An 18,508-nucleotide genomic window follows, 5' to 3' on the forward strand; every position below is an offset into this window, starting at 1 on the left:
ACCCCTCACTGTGCTAGGGCACGCAGGCTAGCCCACGTAGCGGGAGTGAATCTTGGTGTTTGTTCAGTCGATTCGAACGGTGCCATTGGGCGTTGTGAATGTGACGGCGATGACTCCAGGATTCTCGGCTTCAACCCATTCGACATACACGCCGTCCATCACGTCCATGAAGTTTTCGTCGATGTAGGCGCTGACGGTATTGGGATCGCCTGCGATTTCAATACGCTCGACGGTGACATTGCTTGCCCCTACCGACGGATGCTTGTCGGCCGAGCTCACCCATTCAACGAAGAAGGGCAGTTGGGGATTCTCCATCACATTGAGCACGCCGAGTTGCTTCCACTCCAGTTTCTGACCATCGGGAAGGATGCGATGACCTGCCACGGCTTCGCGTCCGAGGCGCTGCTCGTAGGGCTTGATGTTGTCAACGGAGATTGCCCAGCTCATCCAGCCGCCGCCATTGGTTGCGCAGTGGTTCACCGCGCGGCCGAAGGCAGCTTTGTCTGAAGCGGGATGGTCGAGGGCAGATACGACTTCGATGTAGCAGCCGTTGGCCATCGGAAGAATGAAGTTGCGGGTGCCGAATTGCGGGTGACGTCCACCATCGCGGAAGGTAGCCGAGAGATCTGAGCCAATACGTTGGACAACGTCTGGGAGTTCGCTGGCCGTGCAGGCATATGAGATGTGATCAAGCCGCATGTCTGCATCCTGCCCAATGGATATTTCGACTCTGACACGGCCCCCCGATATGCCCGATGTGCGAGCCTTAGGCCCATGTCCACGCCGGCCCCGTCTGCTCAGCTCGACAAGAAGAAGTCGTTGATCCTGGGTGCCGTGGGTCTGTTCTTCATTGTGATCATCTTCTGGAAGGTGATCCCAACCATCGGCAACTACAGCGAAGCCTGGGATGCCCTGAAGTCGATGTCGCTGGCCGCGCTCATTGCGATAGGGATCAGCGTGGTCGTCTACCTGACCTGCTACGGCTATCCGTTCATGGCGGCTACTCCAGGCTTGCGTTTTTGGCCGTCCGAGCAGATCAACCAGGCAGCGTTTGCGATCAGCAACGGCGTTCCTGGAGGCGGAGCTGTCGGACTGGCCTTCCAATATGGGATGTTGGCTTCCTACAAGATCCCGCCCGCTGCTGCCACTTCCGCAATTACCGCGGTAAGCATCTGGAGCACTTTCGTCACTCTTGGCTTTCCAATTCTTGGGGTTCTCGCGCTGACTGTTGCCGGCGAGAATGGCGATTCGTACTTTCTTGGCGGAGTGATTGGGTTGGCCCTGCTCATTGGAGCAATCCTGGCCTTCACCCTGATCATGCGTTCCGAACCGGCTGCGATCTGGATCGGCAAGCTTGGCAATCGGCTGATCGGACCTTTGCGCGGCCGCATCAAGGCATTGAAGGAACTCGATCTCGTTGGGCCACTGACCAACTTTCGAAAGAGCATGTATGACGTTCTCAAACGTCGCTGGGCTGCTTTGACTCTCGCCCAGGTCGGGGTCTCCTTCACGCAGTTCCTCATCCTCTACGTGGCCCTGCGTGGCATCGAGGGTTGGGACCAAGCCGGAACGCCGATCCTGCTGGTCTTCGCCGCCTTCGCCATCAGCCAGCTTGGGCTGATGATTCCGATTACTCCTGGAGGTCTTGGCACCGTTGATGCGGCGATGATTGCCCTGCTCGTGAGTTTCGGGGTGTCCGAGGGCACAGCTACAGCGGCCGATCTGGTTTGGCGAGCCTGCTCTTTCGTGCCGCAGATCATTATTGGCATCATCGCTCTGGTCTCCTGGTCCAAGAAGGCCGGACAGACCTTTGCATCAACTCCTGACGCCGCCGCGTAAGCGGCGTGTCGGTGATTGTGCGCTCCGTCCGGGCCCCTAATGTGTGCCTTGCTTGGTTGTCGCGGGAGGGGAAGCCTTCGATGACCAAGCGCTTTTTTTGACCGGAGTCGCCCGTGCACAAGCGGGTGTCGGAGGGCTCTGGTCCACAGGATTCTGACGCCACTGTCACCGGGCCCAGCCAGTTGCGACCTTGGCTGCATGAAGACTCAGATCCCCGCTCCAGTACTGCGCAGTCCACATCACCTTTTGGCGGCTGTTCCTTTCCTCCTTGGCTTTCGACCGCAGGCAAGTGTGGTGGTGGTCTGGATTCGGTCCGGAGTTATCGCGTTGACACAGCGCGTGGACTGGCCAGTGCAGGCAAGCCACGAGGAGCTCGCCACTTGGGCGGAGGCCGTGGTGCGGCCCGCACGTCATGTCTGCGCCCAAGGAGCAGTGATTCTGGGGTATCCACCAAGCCATATCGACGCCGTCGACTCGCAAGGGGCACTGCCGCTCGTCTGGCTCGGGAAGGCGATTAAGGCCAGGGAGACTGAAGTGCTCGATGTGCTGCTCGTTCTCGAAGACGGCTGGAAGCAGGTACATCTGGAATCTGGCTCAGTCGCTGAGGAGATCTCGCTGTTCAACATTCAGGTGCTTGCAGAGGTCAGCGACGATTTCATGTTTTCAGGCTGGTCCTTCGCCGCAAGTCGAGACGATGTCTGTGCGGAATTTGAGCCGCAACCGGGAGCGGCGCTCGCCTTGGTCGAAGACCTGGAGCAACTGGCCGAGGAGATCAGGTCCTTGGAGTCCGCCGAGCTGGAATTGTGGCGAGACGAAGTCATTCGTCTACTGCTGAACTGCTGCGAAAGCGGGGTAGTGGCAAGCGCTGATCGCTTGCGTCTTGCCAATGGCTTGCGAGACATTCGAGTGCGCGATTCGGTGTTGTGGCATCTGGCGCATCAATTGGATCCAAATACCAGCTTCCTTGCCGTGCGGGCGCTCATCCGCTGCCTCCCCGAAGGTCAGCGCGCTCCGGCAGCGACGGTCGGCGCCATCTGTGCCTGGCTGACCGGTGATGGGGTCCGCGCGACTGCGGCCTTGGATATCGCCGCACATGAGGAGCCCGAATACGGTTTGGCGCGTCTGGTGAGCACAGCATTGGCCAATGGGCTGCCGCCGCGGATGTGGCAGGAAACCATGGAGCAGCTCACCTACGACTCTTGCCGCAACGGCTTGAGTTAGCCCTTGTCCACAGGCGAGCAGTTCGGACTTGGCCTAGCGTGGCGACCTGCCTAATTTGTCAGTATGCGTTGGTATTCGCGGATGGCCGCCGTGCTCTTCTTGACGTTGAGTTCCTTGGGCCTGGGCCTGCCCGCGACGAGCGCGCTCGATGTGAGTGGCGATGATGCCAACGATCAGTTTGTCGGGTCCGGTGATACCGGATCACACTCGGACGGTTCGGCAAGCGGTAGCCAGCATTCATGCGCGCATTGCACGTGGATGGCCGCGGATCCCTGCTCCTTGGATTCCAACGCCATCGGCTGCGGCCGGCTCACGGCAGCTTGTCCAGCTGGGCAAGAACAGCGGCGCATGTGGTTTTCGCTGGACTACGGACTGACGTGGTTTGATCGGGGATTGGAGTGCGTGGGTGCAAGCAGTGAAGCATCCATCGATTCCGCCGGGCAGGCCTTGCACGAGACTTTTGCTCGTGCGGTGCCTCAGGCGAGAATCAGCAGCCAACCCAGTCAGGGCCTGCTACCGCAGGTGCCAACTCTGTTCGATTCAGGGCAGCCAGTTGCCTTGGCACCATCACGTCACCGCATCGGATCTCTTGCCATAGTGCTCGCCCCGATTGCCCATTGGCATTGGGATTTTGGCGACGGCGGGCGCCTTGACACCCAAAGCGCTGGCAGCCGGTATCCGGATCGGACGGTTTCGCACGTCTACCGCAAGGCTGGGGTCTTCCAGGTTCGCCTCCGGACAACCTGGACGGCCACCTACACCGTGGACGGACAGGGGCCTTTCGCCGTGGAAGGGCCAGTTATTCAGTTCGCAGCCACCCGAATTGAGGTCGGCCAGGGCCGGGCGGTGTTGACCTAGGACGTGTTGGCGCAATCGTCGGATTTATGTGGCAGAATCAGGGGACCACGGCCCGTACAAGTCTGCAAAGGCTTGACACGGGCTCTTGTCGTGGACATCGGTTGATGAAAGGCATTGAACCTGCACATGGCCACCGCTACCAAGAAGACCACAGCCAAGACCCCGACAGCCCCGGTGAAGAAGGCCGCTGTCACGCCGTCAAAGGTAAGCCCGATCAAGAAGGCCGCTCCTGCTGCTCCGGCAAAGCCGGCTGCTAAGAAGGCCGCTCCTGCTGCCCCCGCCAAGCCCGCAGCCAAGAAGGCTGCCGCTGGCAAGTCCACAGCCAAGAAGGGCGCTGCCCTGGTTGCTGACGATGAGGTGCTCGTCGACGTCATTGAGACCGAAGACGGCCTGGTGGCCATTGACGCCGAGGACGTAGACCCGGCTGCCCTCGTTGTCGTTGCTGAGCTTGAGGTCGAGCTTGAAGCCGAACTCGCCGAGGATCTCGCAGAGGTTGATAGCGACACCGAGACTGAGGCCACCCCGGCAGGCGCCGAGGAGGAAAAAGGCTTCGTCATCTCCGACGTCGACGACACCGACGAGCCTGTTCAGACCGTCACCGTGGCCGGAGCCACAGCTGACCCGGTCAAGGACTACCTCAAACAGATCGGCAAGGTCCCGCTGCTCAATGCCGAGCAAGAGGTTGATCTGGCCAAGCGCATCGAGGCTGGCCTGTTCGCCGAAGAGAAGTTGGCTGACCCCAAGAAGATGGACAAGAAGTTCGAGCGCGATCTGCTCTGGATCGCCGAGGACGGACGCCGCGCCAAGAACCACCTCCTGGAAGCCAACCTGCGCCTGGTTGTCTCGCTGGCCAAGCGTTACACCGGCCGCGGAATGCTGTTCCTGGATCTGATTCAGGAAGGCAATCTCGGACTCATCCGCGCAGTTGAGAAGTTCGACTACACCAAGGGCTACAAGTTCTCGACCTACGCGACTTGGTGGATTCGTCAGGCCATCACGCGAGCTATGGCCGATCAGGCTCGCACCATCCGTATCCCAGTGCACATGGTCGAGGTCATCAACAAGCTCGCTCGTGTCCAGCGTCAGATGCTCCAGGATCTGGGTCGCGAACCAACGCCCGAAGAGCTCGCCAAGGAACTCGACATGACCCCTGAAAAGGTCGTCGAGGTACAGAAGTATGGACGAGAGCCCATCTCCTTGCACACCCCCCTGGGCGAGGAAGGTGACAGCGAGTTCGGCGACCTCATCGAGGATTCTGAGGCCATCGTCCCTTCCGATGCGGTGTCCTTCACATTGCTGCAAGAGCAGTTGGAGTCGGTGCTGGACACCTTGTCTGATCGCGAGGCAGGAGTCGTACGAATGCGTTTTGGATTGACCGATGGTCAGCCCAAGACTCTGGACGAAATCGGCAAGGTCTACGGAGTGACGCGTGAGCGCATTCGACAGATAGAGAGCAAGACGATGTCGAAGTTGCGTCACCCTTCGCGCTCGCAGGTGCTGCGCGACTATCTGGACTAGCAGGAACAGTAAGGGGCCCCGAGAAAAATTCTCGGGGCCCCTTGACTTGTGGTCAGTTAGCGATCGTCACTGCTGCTGACGTGAGCTGCGACTTCAAGCCGATGCGTTTCGTCGAATACCTCGATCGCCTGCGGACGCAATGCATCCTCATGGCGATTCCAGTGGTGTCCGCAAAAGAGCAAGTCAGATCCGCCAGGCAGCACTACACGAACATAGGCTTGGGAATTGCAGCGATCGCAACGGTCGGTAGCGGCCAGCGCGGGTGCTGTCATTGTGGTGGCCATCGGAACCTCCAACTTGTCTCTGGCTTTGGCTTCTAATTACCAATGCCTGTGCAATGTGGATAACAGTCTTACATGCAATTCTTATTCCTGCGATGCCACGCCGTGTCGTTCACCTAAAGCGAAACCGAATTGTTATCTGGCTGACATATGAACATGCGTTCATTCGTGGCATCCGGGTCTGCGCAAGGTCAGCGAGTAGGTTTGCGAGGTGCCTTCGACCTACTCTGCCAAGGATCTCGCAGTTCTTGAAGGCCTTGATGCAGTTCGCAAGCGACCCGGGATGTACATCGGCTCCAACGACGGTCGCGGCCTCATGCACTGCTTGTGGGAGATCGTGGATAACGCAGTTGATGAAGCCCTTGCCGGCCATTGCACTTTGATCGACATCACCTTGCATCCGGACGGATCAGCAGAAGTGCACGACGATGGCCGTGGCATTCCCGTGGACATTGAACGCAAGACCCGACTCAGCGGGGTCGAGGTCGTCCTGACCAAATTGCACGCTGGCGGGAAATTTGGTGGCGGCTCGTATGCAGCTTCTGGCGGTCTGCACGGAGTAGGGGCATCTGTTGTGAACGCGCTATCCAGCCGCCTTGACGTTGAGGTCGACCGGGGCGGAAAGGTGCACTGCGCAAACTTCAAGCGTGGAGTCACAGGAGTATTCGACGGTCCTGGCCCAGATGCCGAGTTCAGCAAGAAGTCAGGGCTGGCTGTCATTGGCAAAGCGCCGCTGAAGAAGACAGGAACGCGTATTCGGTGGTGGGCTGATCGCCAGGTCTTCACCAAGGACGCTGACTATGACCGACTGGCTTTGCGCGACCGCGCGATGCAGAGCACATTTCTCGTTCCAGGACTGACGATTGCCCTGCATGATCTGCGCGATGAATCAGATATCTACGAAGAGCGTTTTCAGCACAAGGGCGGCATTGGTGAATATGTCGAATCCCTGAGTGCAGGCGAAGCCGTCTCGCCAACTATCCGGCTGGTGGGCCAAGGTCACTTTCACGAGACCGTGCCCGTGATCGATAGCAAGGGCCACATGTCTCCGCAAGAACTTGAGCGCGAACTCGTCGTCGACATTGCTCTTCGCTGGGACCTTGGCTACGACTCGCTCCTGCGCTCCTTCGTCAATGTCATCGCCACACCCAAGGGCGGCACTCATGTGGCCGGCTTCGAGCGGGCAATCACGAAAGTCTTCAACGACCAGTTGCGTGCGACCAAGGCGCTGCGCGCCGGTGAAGACAATGTCGCCAAGGACGACGTCTTCGAGGGCCTGACGGCGGTGGTCGCTGTGCGACTCGCCGAGCCGCAGTTCGAAGGGCAGACGAAAGAAATTCTTGGCACGCCAGCGGCAAGTCGCATCGTGAGCAATGTCGTCACCAAAGAATTGACGAAGTGGTTCGCGACTCCTCCTCGCGGTGACAAGGCGGCTACAAAGGCGGTACTCGACAAAGCCGCCAATGCGATGCGGGCGCGCGTCTCGGCGCGCGCGCATCGCGATACCCAACGCCGAAAGACAGCCCTTGAATCCTCGGCTCTGCCAGCAAAGCTCGTTGATTGTCGCTCAGATCAAGTCGAGCACAGTGAGTTGTTCATCGTCGAGGGTGATAGTGCATTGGGCACCGCGAAGTCGGCTCGAAACTCAGACTTCCAGGCGCTGCTGCCCATTCGCGGCAAGATTCTGAATGTTCAGAAATCCTCGCTCTCAGACATGCTCAAGAACTCTGAATGTGCTTCGATCATTCAGGTGATTGGTGCCGGTTCGGGTCGCTCCTTCGACATCGATCAAGCGCGCTACGGAAAAATCATTCTGATGTCCGACGCCGATGTCGATGGCGCGCACATTCGTTGTCTGCTGCTGACTTTGATCCATGCATACTTGAAACCGATGCTGGAGCATGGCCGGGTGTTCGCCGCCGTTCCGCCTCTGCACCGAGTAGAGATCATCAATGCCGGGAGCAAGGCCAATGACATCGTCTACACGTATTCCGATGCCGAGATGCGAACAGTGATTGCCGATGCTGAGAAGCGCGGACGAAAGATCAAGGATCCCATCCAGCGCTACAAGGGACTAGGCGAAATGGACTCGGGTCAATTGCGCGAAACCACGATGGATCCAGCACACCGCACCTTGCGTCGCATCACCATGCATGACGCGAATGCGGCCATCTCAGTCTTTGATCTGCTGATGGGCAACGATGTCGCTCCTCGCAAGGAGTTCATCGTTGATGGGGCTGCTGGACTCGATCGCGATCGCATCGACGCATGAGTAATTGACGTGTAGGCGCTAGATTCCAGATATGCCAATTTACGACGCTGACGATGTTCAGGCTTTCCCCGCTGAAGAGTTTGCGGATGTCATCGCTGGCAATGCTGAATTCGCCTCGCGGTTCACTGGGTCCAATCTCTCTGGGCGTGCGGCCAAGGGTCTGGCAGTGATCACGTGTATGGATTCGCGCGTCAATCCACTCGGACTGATAGGGATGTCCGCTGGCGATGTGAAGATCCTTCGAAATGCAGGCGCGCGCGTTACTGATGACGTCTTGCGCACTCTGATCTTGGCCACCTATCTGCTGGGCGTGAATCGCGTGTTGGTGATGCCACATACCGATTGCCGGATGGCCAGTGCCCCAGAATCAGAGATTCACGAGGCGATTGATCGCGAATTCGGCGTGGACACGCGCAGTGTTGAGTTTCGCACGGTCGACAATCAAGAGTCGGCGCTGATCACCGATCTCGTTCGGATTCGTTCGCACCCTTTGCTGCCTGCGGGACTCGTGGTGGGCGGTGCGATCTACGACGTCCACACGGGTCGCCTGATCCCGAAGGCCGCCTAACTGCCAGCTTGCAGGGAGTTGAAGGATTCCCCACCGATGCCCCAGTCGTCTCCTGTGACTTCTATCAAGGCAATCCGGATGCGATTCGGGTCGCCGCCTAAGACTTCGGCTGCTGCGCTGTTGAGCTTACGCATCAGTTCCTGCTTCTGGTCGATGGTCCGGCCTTCGAGCATCGTCACCTGAATGAAGGGCATGTAGTCTCCCTGATCGATTGAGACTCGCACCGTATCGAACTGACAGGGGACCTTCATGCACCAACCACTGCGCATCGCCGTCGTGGGATCTGGTCCGGCTGGCATGTATGCCGCGGCAGCCCTGGCCGAATCTGGTCGAGCCACTGTGGATGTCATCGATCGCCTGCCGGCTCCGTTTGGGCTGGTCCGTTACGGCGTGGCCCCTGACCACTTCAGCATCCGCTCAGTGCGCGACAACCTGGATCGCATCTTGGATCAGCCTGGCGTGCGTTTCCTGGGCAATGTCACCGTTGGTGTCGATGTCCACGTGCATGAACTTCAAGAGCATTTCGACGCAGTGATCCTTACCTACGGATCCTCGTCGGATCGTCACATGGGCGTACCGGGTGAAGAACTTCGCGGTTGCCTTGGAGCGACTGATTTCGTGGCTTGGTACTGCGGCCACCCTGATGCAGATCGGGCATTCTTCGAATCCTGGCTGCCAACGGTGAAGCACGCAGCGGTAGTGGGTCTTGGCAATGTGGCCGTCGACGTGGCACGAGTGTTGGCGAAGACTCCCGAAGAACTGAGCACAACCGACATGCCCGCACATGTGCGAGCAACTCTGGCCAGCGCGCATATCAGCGACATTCACATCGTCGGTCGTCGCGGTCCGGCGCAGGCAACATTTACGACCAAGGAACTCAAAGAGCTGGGTGAATTGGAAGCCACGGGCGTTCGTGTGGATCGTTCCGGCCTGGACGAGGAGACCGGCTGGAGCACCGGTGACCGCGCGGTTGCACGCAATCTTGAGGTCATTCGCGGCTGGATGGAGCGACCCGAACCCACCGGCAAGACTCTGCACTTCCACTTCATGGCCCGTCCGATCGAGATCAGGGGCAACGGATCAGCTGAATCCATGGTCGTTGAACGCACCCATTTCGATGCCGGTGGTCATGTCAGCGGAACAGGTGAGCTGTTTGAGATTCCAGCCGAGTTCATTGTGCGCAGCATTGGCTATCGCGGGGTTGGCTTGCCCGGAGTTCCCTTTGATGAGTCCACCGGAACTGTGGTGCATGCCGAAGGTCGGGTCACTCACGGGCTCTACACCGCCGGCTGGGTCAAGCGTGGGCCTTCGGGAATCATCGGTACAAACAAGAAGGACGCGGTATCAACGGTCACCCAGCTCTTCGCCGATGCAGATGCTGGCTTTGTTGCGGGCACGAGTACGGACGATTTTGATGACTTCCTGAGTTCGCGTGGGGTCGTTCCCGTGACCACGGCCGGATGGCGTGCAATTGATCTAGCCGAGCGTGAGCTTGGCAAGGAGTTTGGCATTGAGCGGATCACGATTGCTGATCGCGGAACAATGTTGTCGATTGCAGAACAGGCGTAAGTTGTTCTCAGCGGCTAGTGCCGCCAGTCCGCAATCTGCTCAAGTTCGCGGACATTCCACACGAAGATCGACTCAGGCAATTTCGTGCACGACTCGGCGCGCAGACCGGGAAGTTGAGCCCGCTGCACAGCTACCCGCCAAGAGCGGCCATCGGTGTGGCGAACCTCGGTCTCCATCCGGTCGTCAATGAAGACCACGCTTGTTGGTGCTGGAACAGCTTTGCCGTTGACTACGCGCAGAACATCGATTGCATCTTGCCCACGTACATCAAAGGCGTCTCGTACAGCGATACCAGCGACCTGGAGCGGCGCCGGGTAGGCGCTGCGCCCGCGAAATCCGGTCAGGAGGACTCGGCCTTGCGCTGCCTCGGCGCGCATTTCGATTGCAGCTGCGACATCGAGTCGACCATGAACAGAGCCGCTGGGCAAGGTGAGGATGGTTGGCGCGAAGCGATGCCCGCCAATATGACTGATCTCCCATACAGACGAGCGTTCATCTGTTGGAACATCGGCCAGCAGTTCGTCATACACCGATCGTCCAAGAAGAGCGCAGCACGCATCCCGAGCCCCGTGGGTGCACACGAAGGTCACGGGCGAAGTTTGGGATTGTCCGAACGGCGGCAGATTGCCTGCTGATATCGCGGCAAAATCCCAATCGGCAATCGTGTTGAGATCGGTGACAAACCCGTGCCTCATTCCTCGAAGGCCGGGGGAGGTGTGCGCAATCCACACGTGGTGGTCGGTATTGCCATCGCGCGCGAGCCGGTCAGCATGCCGGGCAAGCAGCAATTTCACGTGCGTACCCATGGTCTTGCCGAGCAGCTTCTCGCCCAATTCAAGCGGGAATTGACTCTCCAGGAGCGCTTCTCGTCCCCACGCACCTGGCTGCTCGATCACGATGTAGCAGGAGACCACCGGAGCCGTGCCTGCCAGGGGTTCGTCAACGGCAAGCGATTGTGCTGAGCAGGTAAGGGTCATAGCGGTCCTCCTAGTGCGGCGACCGGCAGGCTACCGGGCGTCCCCGTGGCATCTCGTCGGGCCAGCGCGGTGGGCAGATCAATGGGCACACCAGAGGCGCTCGCCGCCCAAGCAGGGGACGGGCCAGCCCATCCCAATTGCAAGGCATCTTCGCCCGAGCGGAATCGATGACTCCGGACTCCGCCGGTTCCCCGACCCTTGGCCGGGATCTCGCTGAGGTCGCTCACCTTGATCGTTCCTGCATCGGTGCCGGGCAAGGCGGCAGAAGAGCCGGCGATTGTGACCAGCACGGCCGGGCGAGAGCGATCGGTGGCAAAGGCGCCGATCAGCGTGGCTCCAGCCGAGAGTTTGATTCCGGCCATTGCACCGGCTGCTCGACCTGTTGGGCGAACCGAGGTGGCAGGAAAGCGCAAGACTTGGGCATCGTCGGCAATCAGGATGATGTCCTGCTGCTCGGCGGCACTCTCGTCCATGCGCGCTGCGCCCACAACTCGATCACCGTCGTCCAATCGGATAACCTCCCACGACGTTTTGGTCAGTGCCTCGGGAACCACGCGCTTGACCTTGCCATGCGCGGTGGCCAGGAACAGCCCTCCGGTTTCATCCAAAGGAGTGAGCGCAAGCACCTGCTCGCCGCTTGGCAGATCAAGGAATGCGCCCACAGGCGCGCCCGCGCTGAGTGCCGGTGATCCGTTCACTGGCGGCAAGTTCGGCAATTCCAGTACCGAGAGCCGCCAGACCAGACCGCTGCTGGTGACGACGCCTATCTCACCGCGAGAGGTGGTGACGCAGGCGCTGATGATCACATCATGCTGTGCGCGCGCTGCATCAGGATTCTGAGTCAGTTCGATTGGCGCTGTGCGCGCGAGCAGTCCGGCACTTGAAAGCAGCACCACGCAAGGCACATCGTCAATCTCGAGTGGCATTGCACTTGCTGCTGGCACCGAAGCTGATTCCATGAGCAGGGTGCGCCGAGGGCTTGCGTGTTCTTGCACGACCTCTTGCAATTCGGATGAAACGAGGTCGCGCAACTCCGATTCATCCTCAAGAATCCGTGTCAGAGTTGCGATGGCGGTGCGGTGCTCTTCTGCTTCGGTCTCGAGTTCGATGCGCGAGAACTTTGTGAGGCGCCGCAGTGGCATGTCCAGAATGTAATTGGTCTGTTCAAGGCTGAGATCGAAGACTTGCATCATTCGATCGCGTGCTGCCGCCACATCATCAGATTCGCGGATCAATTGAATGACCTCATCGATGTCGATGATGGCGATGAGTAGACCTTCAACAAGATGCAGACGATCCTGTGCCTTGCGACGGCGATAGTTGCTGCGTCTGCGCACCACGTCGATGCGGTGGTCAAGAAAGACTTGCAGCAGTTCAATGAGGCCAAGGGTTCTCGGCTGTCCATCGACGAGCGCTACGGCATTGACGCTGACTTGGTCTTCCATCGGCGTGAGCTTGAAAAGCTGTTCGAGCACAGCGTCAGCGTTGAATCCATTCTTGATCTCAATGACCAAGTTGAGTCCTGATTCGCCATCAGTGAGATCAGCTACATCGGAAATGCCCTGCAATTTCTTGGCCTGAACGAGATCCTTCATGCGCTCGATGACTCGCTCAGGACCTACGTTCATTGGCAATTCAGTGACGACGATGCCTTGACGACGCGGACTCACCTGTTCGATACGGGTGCGCGCACGCACCCGGAAACTGCCGCGACCGGTGGCGTAGGCCTCGCGGACTCCATCCAAGCCGACAATCACTCCGCCGCCGGGCAAGTCTGGCCCAGGGATGAAGCGCATGATCGCTGCCAGCTCGGCATCAGGGTGAGCAAGCAGATGGCGCGCCGCGCCGACCACTTCGGTGAGGTTGTGCGGTACGAGGTTCGTGGCCATGCCTACCGCGATGCCAGATGCGCCATTGACGAGCAGATTCGGAATGGCTGAGGGCAACACCACAGGTTCTGTCTCGCGACCGTCGTAGTTGGCGACGAAGTCGACAGTGTCTTCGTCGATGGTTGCCGTCATCGACAAGGCGGCGGGAGCCAAGCGGGCCTCGGTGTAGCGCATGGCAGCTGGCCCATCGTCAGGTGAACCGAAGTTGCCATGCCCGTCGATCATTGGCAGACGCAGGGAGAAAGGCTGTGCCATGCGCACCAGGGCGTCGTAGATCGCCGAATCGCCGTGTGGATGCAGCCGGCCCATCACCTCGCCCACAACTCGCGCGCTCTTGACGTGGCCGCGGTCGGGACGAAGTCCCATCTGCCCCATCTGGAACAGAATTCGGCGCTGGACCGGCTTGAGCCCATCGCGAGCATCAGGCAGGGCTCGCGAATAGATGACCGAGTAGGCGTATTCGAGGAATGAGGACTGCATTTCGGCAGCCACATCCACATCGATGATGCGCCCTTCCCCCGGTGGGGCCGAGCGGGAGGTGCGGCGTGCCATGTTCGAGCCCTTCTGACGCTGTCGCTTGACGCTACCGGCTCGACCTTGCCTGATTGGGCATCGGGCAGTCCCCGTCGTGTCCGCCATGATTGGGGGACACACCACAGGGAGACGAGAATGGCGTCATGGCGCAGGGGGAGTGATGGCGGATTACCCGATTGAGTGGGAAGCCGATGTCGTCTTGTCCAACGGCCGACCCGTCAATCTGCGGCCCATCACGCCAGATGACACCGACAGGATGCAGGCCTTCCACAAGAGTCTGTCTCCGGAGACCATCTACTTTCGGTATTTCACTTCCAAGCCATTTCTGAGCGAGCGAGAACTCGAGCACCTCACCCATGTGGACTACGTCGATCGGGTGGCCTTCGTTGCCATCGTGAATGACGAGATTGTTGGTGTTGGACGTTATGAGCGACTCAACGAGAGCGACGCGGAGATCGCCTTCACCATTCGCGATGAATACCAAGGACGAGGCCTGGGCTCGGTTTTCCTTGAACATCTGGCCGCGGCTGCGCGCGACCGAGGAGTCTCCCGCTTCGTAGCTGAAGTCCTGCCGGAGAACAGAAGGATGATCAACACCTTCAAGGAGGCTGGCTACACGATCGCGCAGCGCTATGAGGATCACGTCTTGGCCATCAGTTTTGCCGTCGCATCGACAGAGGAAAGTCGCGCCGTCTCCCTTGCGCGCGAGCACCGCGCCGAGGCTCGCAGCGTCAACCTGCTCATGACCCCTACATCGGTGGCGGTCATTGGAGCTTCAGATCGACCGGGCAATGTGGGTCGGGAGCTCGTCGAGAACCTGATGCACGGAGGCTTCAAAGGACGCATCATTCCGATTCATCCGCAGGCTGTTTCAGTGCTCGGAATCCCTTGCCTGTCAAGCCTTCGCGATGCAGGCCACGTGGACATGGCAATCGTCGCCGTGCCGGCCAGGCAGGTCGCCGCGGCAGTGGCCGATGCCGCCCTGGCCGGGATCTCGGGCTTGATCGTCATTGGTCGAGGCTTCGGCGATGCCGGCGCTGAGGGCATGCGATTGCAGGCCGATCTCTTAGCCTTCTGCCGGACGCAGGGGATCCGCTTGGTAGGGCCGAACGCGCTTGGACTCATCAACACTGATCCGGATGCCGAAATGAATGCCTCACTTGCCCCATCGATGCCTCGCCAGGGATCCATCGGCTTCTTCAGCCAGTCAGGCGCCTTGGGCGGCTCGATCCTGAGTCGTCTTGAACAGCGCGGGCTCGGTGTGAGTTCCTTTGTTTCGGCAGGCAATCGAGCAGACGTATCCGGCAACGATCTCTTGCAGTACTGGGAGTCCGACGAGCGAACCCGAACAATTCTGCTGTATCTGGAGAGCTTTGGTAATCCTCGGAAGTTCGCACGATTGGTACGGCGCATCGCAGCGACGAAGCCAGTGCTCATGGTGCAGGTCGGTGGAGCCGGACTGAATTTGCCTTCGGGTCACCGCGCAGAGCGAACCAGACTCAGCGAACATGCGATGGACGACGTCCTGCAAGCGTCAGGTCCCATCGTTCTGGGTTCCATCGACGAGATGCTGAATCTGGCGGGGGTGCTTGATAGCCAACCCCTGCCTGCTGGCACCGGTATTGCAGTTGTCGGCAATAGCGAGGCGCTCATGGTGCTTGCCGGCAACGCCGCATACCGCATTGGCTGCGATCTGGCTGCTGGTCCAATCACCCTGCCAACGGTGCAGGATTCCGAGGGCTACCGGCCGGCCGTGCGTCGGGTGCTTGAAGAGGATCGTGTCGATGCCCTGCTCCTGATCCACACACCCGGTACGAGTGGCAGTCGAGATCGCGAGATTCGAGAAATGATGCTCGAGGAAGGACACGCAGTGGCCAAACCGGTTCTCGCGGTGATGCAGGACTCCAACGTGAGTTTCTGCATTGCTGATGGCGTTCCGACTTTTCTCGATGTTGAGGATGCCGTCAGCGCTCTTGGCTCTTTGCAGAGATTTGAGCATTGGCGCGAAACTTTGTCCGATGATCCTGAGCCACCTGAGGTAGTGGACGTGGAGCGGATCGAGCAGATCATCAGCGACGCCCTTGGTCGCGGTGATCAACATCTGTCTGAACGGGAAGCCCGAGAGCTACTCACGGCAGCAGGCCTGCCTTTGCAGGCAATTCCGACGGCCGGCTTGGTCGGACGTGGTTGCACCCTGACTTTGGTCATGGACCCGCAATTTGGTCCAGTCTGCGGGATTGGCGTCGCGGATCCGATTGCGGCAGTCCTGGACGACATCGTGTATCGGCTGGCGCCGATGCACCCAAATCATGCGGCCGATGCGGTTGCCTCAATGCGGGCATTTCCGCTTGTGGGTGGCGAGCAATTGGCAGCTTCCTATTCCGAATATCTGTACCAACTCAGCTGGTTGCCCGAATGGGCTCCCGAAATCTCACTCGTGAGTTTGGCTGATCTCAGGTTTGTCGGCGATCAACGCTCGGCATCGGTCTCAATTACCCTTGATCCGAATCCGCAGGTCTTCGACCCACGCGTGCGCCGCATGGCAGGATGAACAAGTGTCCAATCTTGATCAACGCCTGCGCACCGATATTCAGCGAAGTGGGTACTACCCAGACTTGGTAGCAGACGCTCTTGATACTGCCCTCGCTGGTGAATCCCTGCAGGCCTATCTGGTCCACCACGAAGCAACGTTTGATCATGATGAGTTACGTCGCCATGTCACTGTTCTTGCGCTCACCCCAACCCGATTGATCGTTGGCCATACGGACGAGCACCCAGCTGATGAGCATCATCCGGTGTCCTTTGCCACGGCATCAACCGAGGCAGTTCGTTTGGAGCGTGTTGATTCTGTCGTTGTGACTCGAGTGGTGAGCGAGCCAGCTACGCACTTGGCGGGTGGCAGCGCTGCAGAAGTAGTCATCACGATCGGCTGGGGTGCGGTGTCACGCATTGAACTCGAACCGGCGAGTTGTGGGGATCCACAGTGCGAAGCCGATCACGGCTACACGGGCACCTCCAGCAATGATGATCTGTCGGTCCGTGTGTCGCAGGTCGCCGATGGCGCCGACGTAGTTGAGCAGGCTCTCGCATTTGCATCAGCGCTGTCTCAGGCAACGGCTGCGCGACTTCGTTGACGTACAGCGCCTTGCCAGACGCGCCAGGCGAGATTTCCCTTTCTCAGATCCTGCCCTCGGCTGCTGCCGCACTTCGCGTGCGTGGCTATACCGATGCAATACAGCTCGGCGAGCCCCAGCACGTCATCTGTTGCCTTATCGATGGGCTGGGCGCCACTCAGATGCGTGAATATGCGTCGACTGCGCCAGTGCTCGCCAGCATGAGTGGGCCAAGAGCAGCAACGACAATCCCCTCGACAACGCCAGTCGCTCTCGGATCATTCGGCACCGGCGAGTTGCCCGGCACACACGGCATTGTGGGGGCCTCGTTCTGGCTTCCTGAATTCGAACACGTGCTCGTTCCCCTGCACTGGGCGTCAGGCATCCCGGCCTTGGCGGTTCAACCTGAACCCACGATGTTCGAACTGATGGCCGATGCAGGCATCCACGTCACCACAGTTGCGCCCGAGGTCTATCGCAACAGCGGGCTCACGCGTGCGGTCTTGCGCGGGGGTGCTTACGAAGCAGCAGAGGATGCCATTCAGCGTGTTCGAGGTGTGCTCGCGGCTACCTCAACAAGTCTGCGTTCATTCACCTATGTGTACTGGCCGCAACTGGATCGCATCGGGCATGAGTTCGGCGTCGGCAGCAAGGACTGGCTCAAGGCTCTGGCACGTGTTGATCAACTGGTCGAAGCGCTACGCAGCGCTCTGCCTAGAAATTCCGCGATGGTCGTCACCTCAGACCACGGGATGGTGAACTGCAACACGCGGGTGGCTGTCGACGTGGGCAGCGAATTCACCGATGGAGTGTGGTTGGTCGCCGGCGAACCGCGAGCGCGACACATCTATTCCGAGCCCGGTCAGGCATCGCAGGTGGCTGCGCGTTGGAAAGAAGCTCTCGGTGATCGTGCTCAAGTGGTGGAAAAGGAAGAGTTGCTCTCCAGTGGCGTAATTGGGCTGGCTGTCGACGAGATCGTTGAACGCATTGGCGATGTGATTGCTTTTGCCCGTTCAGATGTCGCGTTGACCGCCACCGTTGACAAGAAGGTCTCGGCGCTGGCTGGTCAGCATGGCTCAATGAGCAGTGATGAGTGGGAGATCCCATGTCTGGTGACTCTGGTCTGAGGACCTGTGTATCACCGTTGAGTGTCTAGAGGTCGTCGTTGCGGCTGGTGCCGAACAGGATTTCGTCCCAAGTCGGAATGCTGGCGCGCTTGCCCTTGGCCTTGGTGGCCTTCTTTGCGGCAGGGCGAGCCGGAGCTACCGCTGGCTCTTCTTCAGCAATGGGCAGCATCATGGTCTGATGTTCTGGCTCTACAGTTTTGAGCGCGGGTACAGCCACGAGTCGCGGACGTGAATCCTCGACGATTTCCACTTCGGCTTCTTCGACCAGCACCGCGATTGGCGTTTCGGTGATGAAGTCGAGCTCGCCTTCTGGTGCAACACCCATAAGCCGACGCGCGACATCATCGAGTGGATGCAGGTTGTGTCCTTCGTGGTCATAGCTCCAAGAGGCCATGGTTCCGTGCTTCCACTTGGGCAGTGCGGCGATGATGATCCACTTGCCGTCTTCGCGTCGGTAGGAGTCCCAGATGATGTTGGCAGCGGGGTATTTGTCCGGTGCGATAGCTATAGCCACGGTGTCGGCGAGTGAGACGGACTTCCCGGTGCGACGAAGTTCGGTGTTGAGCGCTTGACCGGCAACGTAACTGCGTTCGGCTAACGGTGGGCCGGCGTAGCGCATGACCTTGTCAATGGGCCAACCGGTTTCAGCCGCAATAACCTCTGGATCCGCACCCGCACGCACACGAGCCTGGATCTCTCTGGGGCTCAGCGGTTCCAGGGCCTTCTCCTCACATGCGAATCT

The 18,508-nt window shown here is 59.5% G+C and carries 16 protein-coding genes; 10 read left to right on the plus strand and 6 right to left on the minus strand.

Annotation, left to right across the window (positions count from 1 at the left end; translation table 11 throughout):
• Positions 1–63: 63 nt before the first annotated feature.
• A complete protein-coding gene (locus Q7L55_00565; GenBank protein ID MDO8731062.1) occupies positions 64–699 on the minus strand; it encodes a VOC family protein in 636 nt (211 codons plus the stop codon).
• Between the two features lie 75 nt (positions 700–774).
• Here Q7L55_00565 and Q7L55_00570 point away from each other — a divergent pair, with 75 nt between their 5' ends.
• The 4 genes from Q7L55_00570 to Q7L55_00585 all read left to right on the plus strand — a co-directional run bounded on the left by Q7L55_00570 (position 775) and on the right by Q7L55_00585 (position 5,436).
• Complete coding sequence (locus Q7L55_00570; GenBank protein MDO8731063.1) at positions 775–1,839, plus strand: lysylphosphatidylglycerol synthase transmembrane domain-containing protein; 1,065 nt, start codon at positions 775–777, stop codon at positions 1,837–1,839.
• 198 nt (positions 1,840–2,037) lie between these two features.
• Positions 2,038–3,060 carry a DUF4192 domain-containing protein gene (locus tag Q7L55_00575; protein ID MDO8731064.1) on the plus strand — a complete coding sequence of 341 codons (1,023 nt, stop codon included), beginning with the start codon at positions 2,038–2,040 and terminating at the stop codon, positions 3,058–3,060.
• Between the two features lie 63 nt (positions 3,061–3,123).
• The gene (locus Q7L55_00580; protein ID MDO8731065.1) at positions 3,124–3,918 is read left to right on the plus strand and encodes a PKD domain-containing protein; all 795 of its coding nucleotides are present in this window, start codon (positions 3,124–3,126) and stop codon (positions 3,916–3,918) included.
• Between the two features lie 126 nt (positions 3,919–4,044).
• On the plus strand, positions 4,045–5,436 hold the full coding sequence (locus tag Q7L55_00585) for an RNA polymerase sigma factor (protein ID MDO8731066.1): 1,392 nt from the start codon (positions 4,045–4,047) through the stop codon (positions 5,434–5,436).
• A gap of 56 nt (positions 5,437–5,492) precedes the next feature.
• On the opposite strand, the gene Q7L55_00590 is transcribed toward Q7L55_00585, so the two are convergent.
• Entirely contained in the window at positions 5,493–5,720 is a 228-nt protein-coding gene (locus Q7L55_00590) for a hypothetical protein (protein MDO8731067.1), read from the minus strand.
• Positions 5,721–5,928: 208 nt separating this feature from the next.
• Here Q7L55_00590 and Q7L55_00595 point away from each other — a divergent pair, with 208 nt between their 5' ends.
• Together Q7L55_00595 and Q7L55_00600 are read left to right on the plus strand one after the other, a co-directional pair.
• On the plus strand, positions 5,929–7,989 hold the full coding sequence (locus Q7L55_00595) for a DNA topoisomerase IV subunit B (protein MDO8731068.1): 2,061 nt from the start codon (positions 5,929–5,931) through the stop codon (positions 7,987–7,989).
• A 31-nt stretch (positions 7,990–8,020) separates the two neighbouring features.
• Positions 8,021–8,557 carry a carbonic anhydrase gene (locus Q7L55_00600; protein MDO8731069.1) on the plus strand — a complete coding sequence of 179 codons (537 nt, stop codon included), beginning with the start codon at positions 8,021–8,023 and terminating at the stop codon, positions 8,555–8,557.
• Here Q7L55_00600 and Q7L55_00605 read toward each other — a convergent pair.
• Entirely contained in the window at positions 8,554–8,808 is a 255-nt protein-coding gene (locus Q7L55_00605) for a 2-hydroxymuconate tautomerase family protein (GenBank protein ID MDO8731070.1), read from the minus strand. The two genes, Q7L55_00600 and Q7L55_00605, sit on opposite strands and share 4 nt — an antisense overlap.
• On the opposite strand from Q7L55_00605, the gene Q7L55_00610 reads away from it, so the two are divergent.
• Positions 8,807–10,126 (plus strand): FAD-dependent oxidoreductase, encoded by a 1,320-nt coding sequence (locus Q7L55_00610; GenBank protein MDO8731071.1) that lies wholly within the window; start codon positions 8,807–8,809, stop codon positions 10,124–10,126. The two genes, Q7L55_00605 and Q7L55_00610, sit on opposite strands and share 2 nt — an antisense overlap.
• Positions 10,127–10,140: 14 nt before the next feature.
• On the opposite strand, the gene Q7L55_00615 is transcribed toward Q7L55_00610, so the two are convergent.
• Positions 10,141–11,103, minus strand: a complete 963-nt coding sequence (locus tag Q7L55_00615; protein MDO8731072.1) for a sucrase ferredoxin — start codon at positions 11,101–11,103, stop codon at positions 10,141–10,143.
• Positions 11,100–13,544, minus strand: a complete 2,445-nt coding sequence (locus Q7L55_00620) for a DNA topoisomerase (ATP-hydrolyzing) (protein ID MDO8731073.1) — start codon at positions 13,542–13,544, stop codon at positions 11,100–11,102. The genes Q7L55_00615 and Q7L55_00620 overlap by 4 nt, the downstream gene beginning before the upstream one ends.
• A gap of 142 nt (positions 13,545–13,686) precedes the next feature.
• On the opposite strand from Q7L55_00620, the gene Q7L55_00625 reads away from it, so the two are divergent.
• Genes Q7L55_00625 through Q7L55_00635 form a run of 3 tightly spaced genes read left to right on the plus strand, consistent with a single transcriptional unit; the run spans position 13,687 to position 17,766 of the window.
• A complete protein-coding gene (locus Q7L55_00625; protein ID MDO8731074.1) occupies positions 13,687–16,077 on the plus strand; it encodes a GNAT family N-acetyltransferase in 2,391 nt (796 codons plus the stop codon).
• 4 nt (positions 16,078–16,081) lie between these two features.
• Positions 16,082–16,660, plus strand: coding sequence for a DUF5998 family protein (locus Q7L55_00630; protein MDO8731075.1), 579 nt, complete (start codon positions 16,082–16,084; stop codon positions 16,658–16,660).
• On the plus strand, positions 16,657–17,766 hold the full coding sequence (locus tag Q7L55_00635; protein ID MDO8731076.1) for an alkaline phosphatase family protein: 1,110 nt from the start codon (positions 16,657–16,659) through the stop codon (positions 17,764–17,766). The genes Q7L55_00630 and Q7L55_00635 overlap by 4 nt, the downstream gene beginning before the upstream one ends.
• 25 nt (positions 17,767–17,791) lie before the next feature.
• Here the strand turns inward: Q7L55_00635 and sepH are convergent, their stop codons facing one another.
• The gene (gene sepH, locus Q7L55_00640; GenBank protein MDO8731077.1) at positions 17,792–18,484 is read right to left on the minus strand and encodes a septation protein SepH; all 693 of its coding nucleotides are present in this window, start codon (positions 18,482–18,484) and stop codon (positions 17,792–17,794) included.
• Between the last annotated feature and the right edge of the window lie 24 nt (positions 18,485–18,508).

Source organism: Actinomycetota bacterium (assembly GCA_030650795.1).
GTDB lineage: Bacteria > Actinomycetota > Actinomycetes > S36-B12 > S36-B12 > UBA11398.

Bases quoted from the DNA above. Each gene is read 5' to 3' on its own strand.
- Q7L55_00580 (MDO8731065.1), top strand. From the start codon at position 3,124: ATGCGTTGGTATTCGCGGATGGCCGCCGTGCTCTTCTTGACGTTGAGT.
- Q7L55_00565 (MDO8731062.1), bottom strand. From the start codon at position 699: ATGCGGCTTGATCACATCTCATATGCCTGCACGGCCAGCGAACTCCCA.
- Q7L55_00590 (MDO8731067.1), bottom strand. From the start codon at position 5,720: ATGGCCACCACAATGACAGCACCCGCGCTGGCCGCTACCGACCGTTGC.
- Q7L55_00625 (MDO8731074.1), top strand. From the start codon at position 13,687: ATGGCGGATTACCCGATTGAGTGGGAAGCCGATGTCGTCTTGTCCAAC.
- Q7L55_00575 (MDO8731064.1), top strand. From the start codon at position 2,038: ATGAAGACTCAGATCCCCGCTCCAGTACTGCGCAGTCCACATCACCTT.
- Q7L55_00600 (MDO8731069.1), top strand. From the start codon at position 8,021: ATGCCAATTTACGACGCTGACGATGTTCAGGCTTTCCCCGCTGAAGAG.
- Q7L55_00615 (MDO8731072.1), bottom strand. From the start codon at position 11,103: ATGACCCTTACCTGCTCAGCACAATCGCTTGCCGTTGACGAACCCCTG.
- Q7L55_00610 (MDO8731071.1), top strand. From the start codon at position 8,807: ATGCACCAACCACTGCGCATCGCCGTCGTGGGATCTGGTCCGGCTGGC.
- Q7L55_00620 (MDO8731073.1), bottom strand. From the start codon at position 13,544: ATGGCACGCCGCACCTCCCGCTCGGCCCCACCGGGGGAAGGGCGCATC.
- Q7L55_00570 (MDO8731063.1), top strand. From the start codon at position 775: ATGTCCACGCCGGCCCCGTCTGCTCAGCTCGACAAGAAGAAGTCGTTG.
- Q7L55_00605 (MDO8731070.1), bottom strand. From the start codon at position 8,808: ATGAAGGTCCCCTGTCAGTTCGATACGGTGCGAGTCTCAATCGATCAG.
- Q7L55_00585 (MDO8731066.1), top strand. From the start codon at position 4,045: ATGGCCACCGCTACCAAGAAGACCACAGCCAAGACCCCGACAGCCCCG.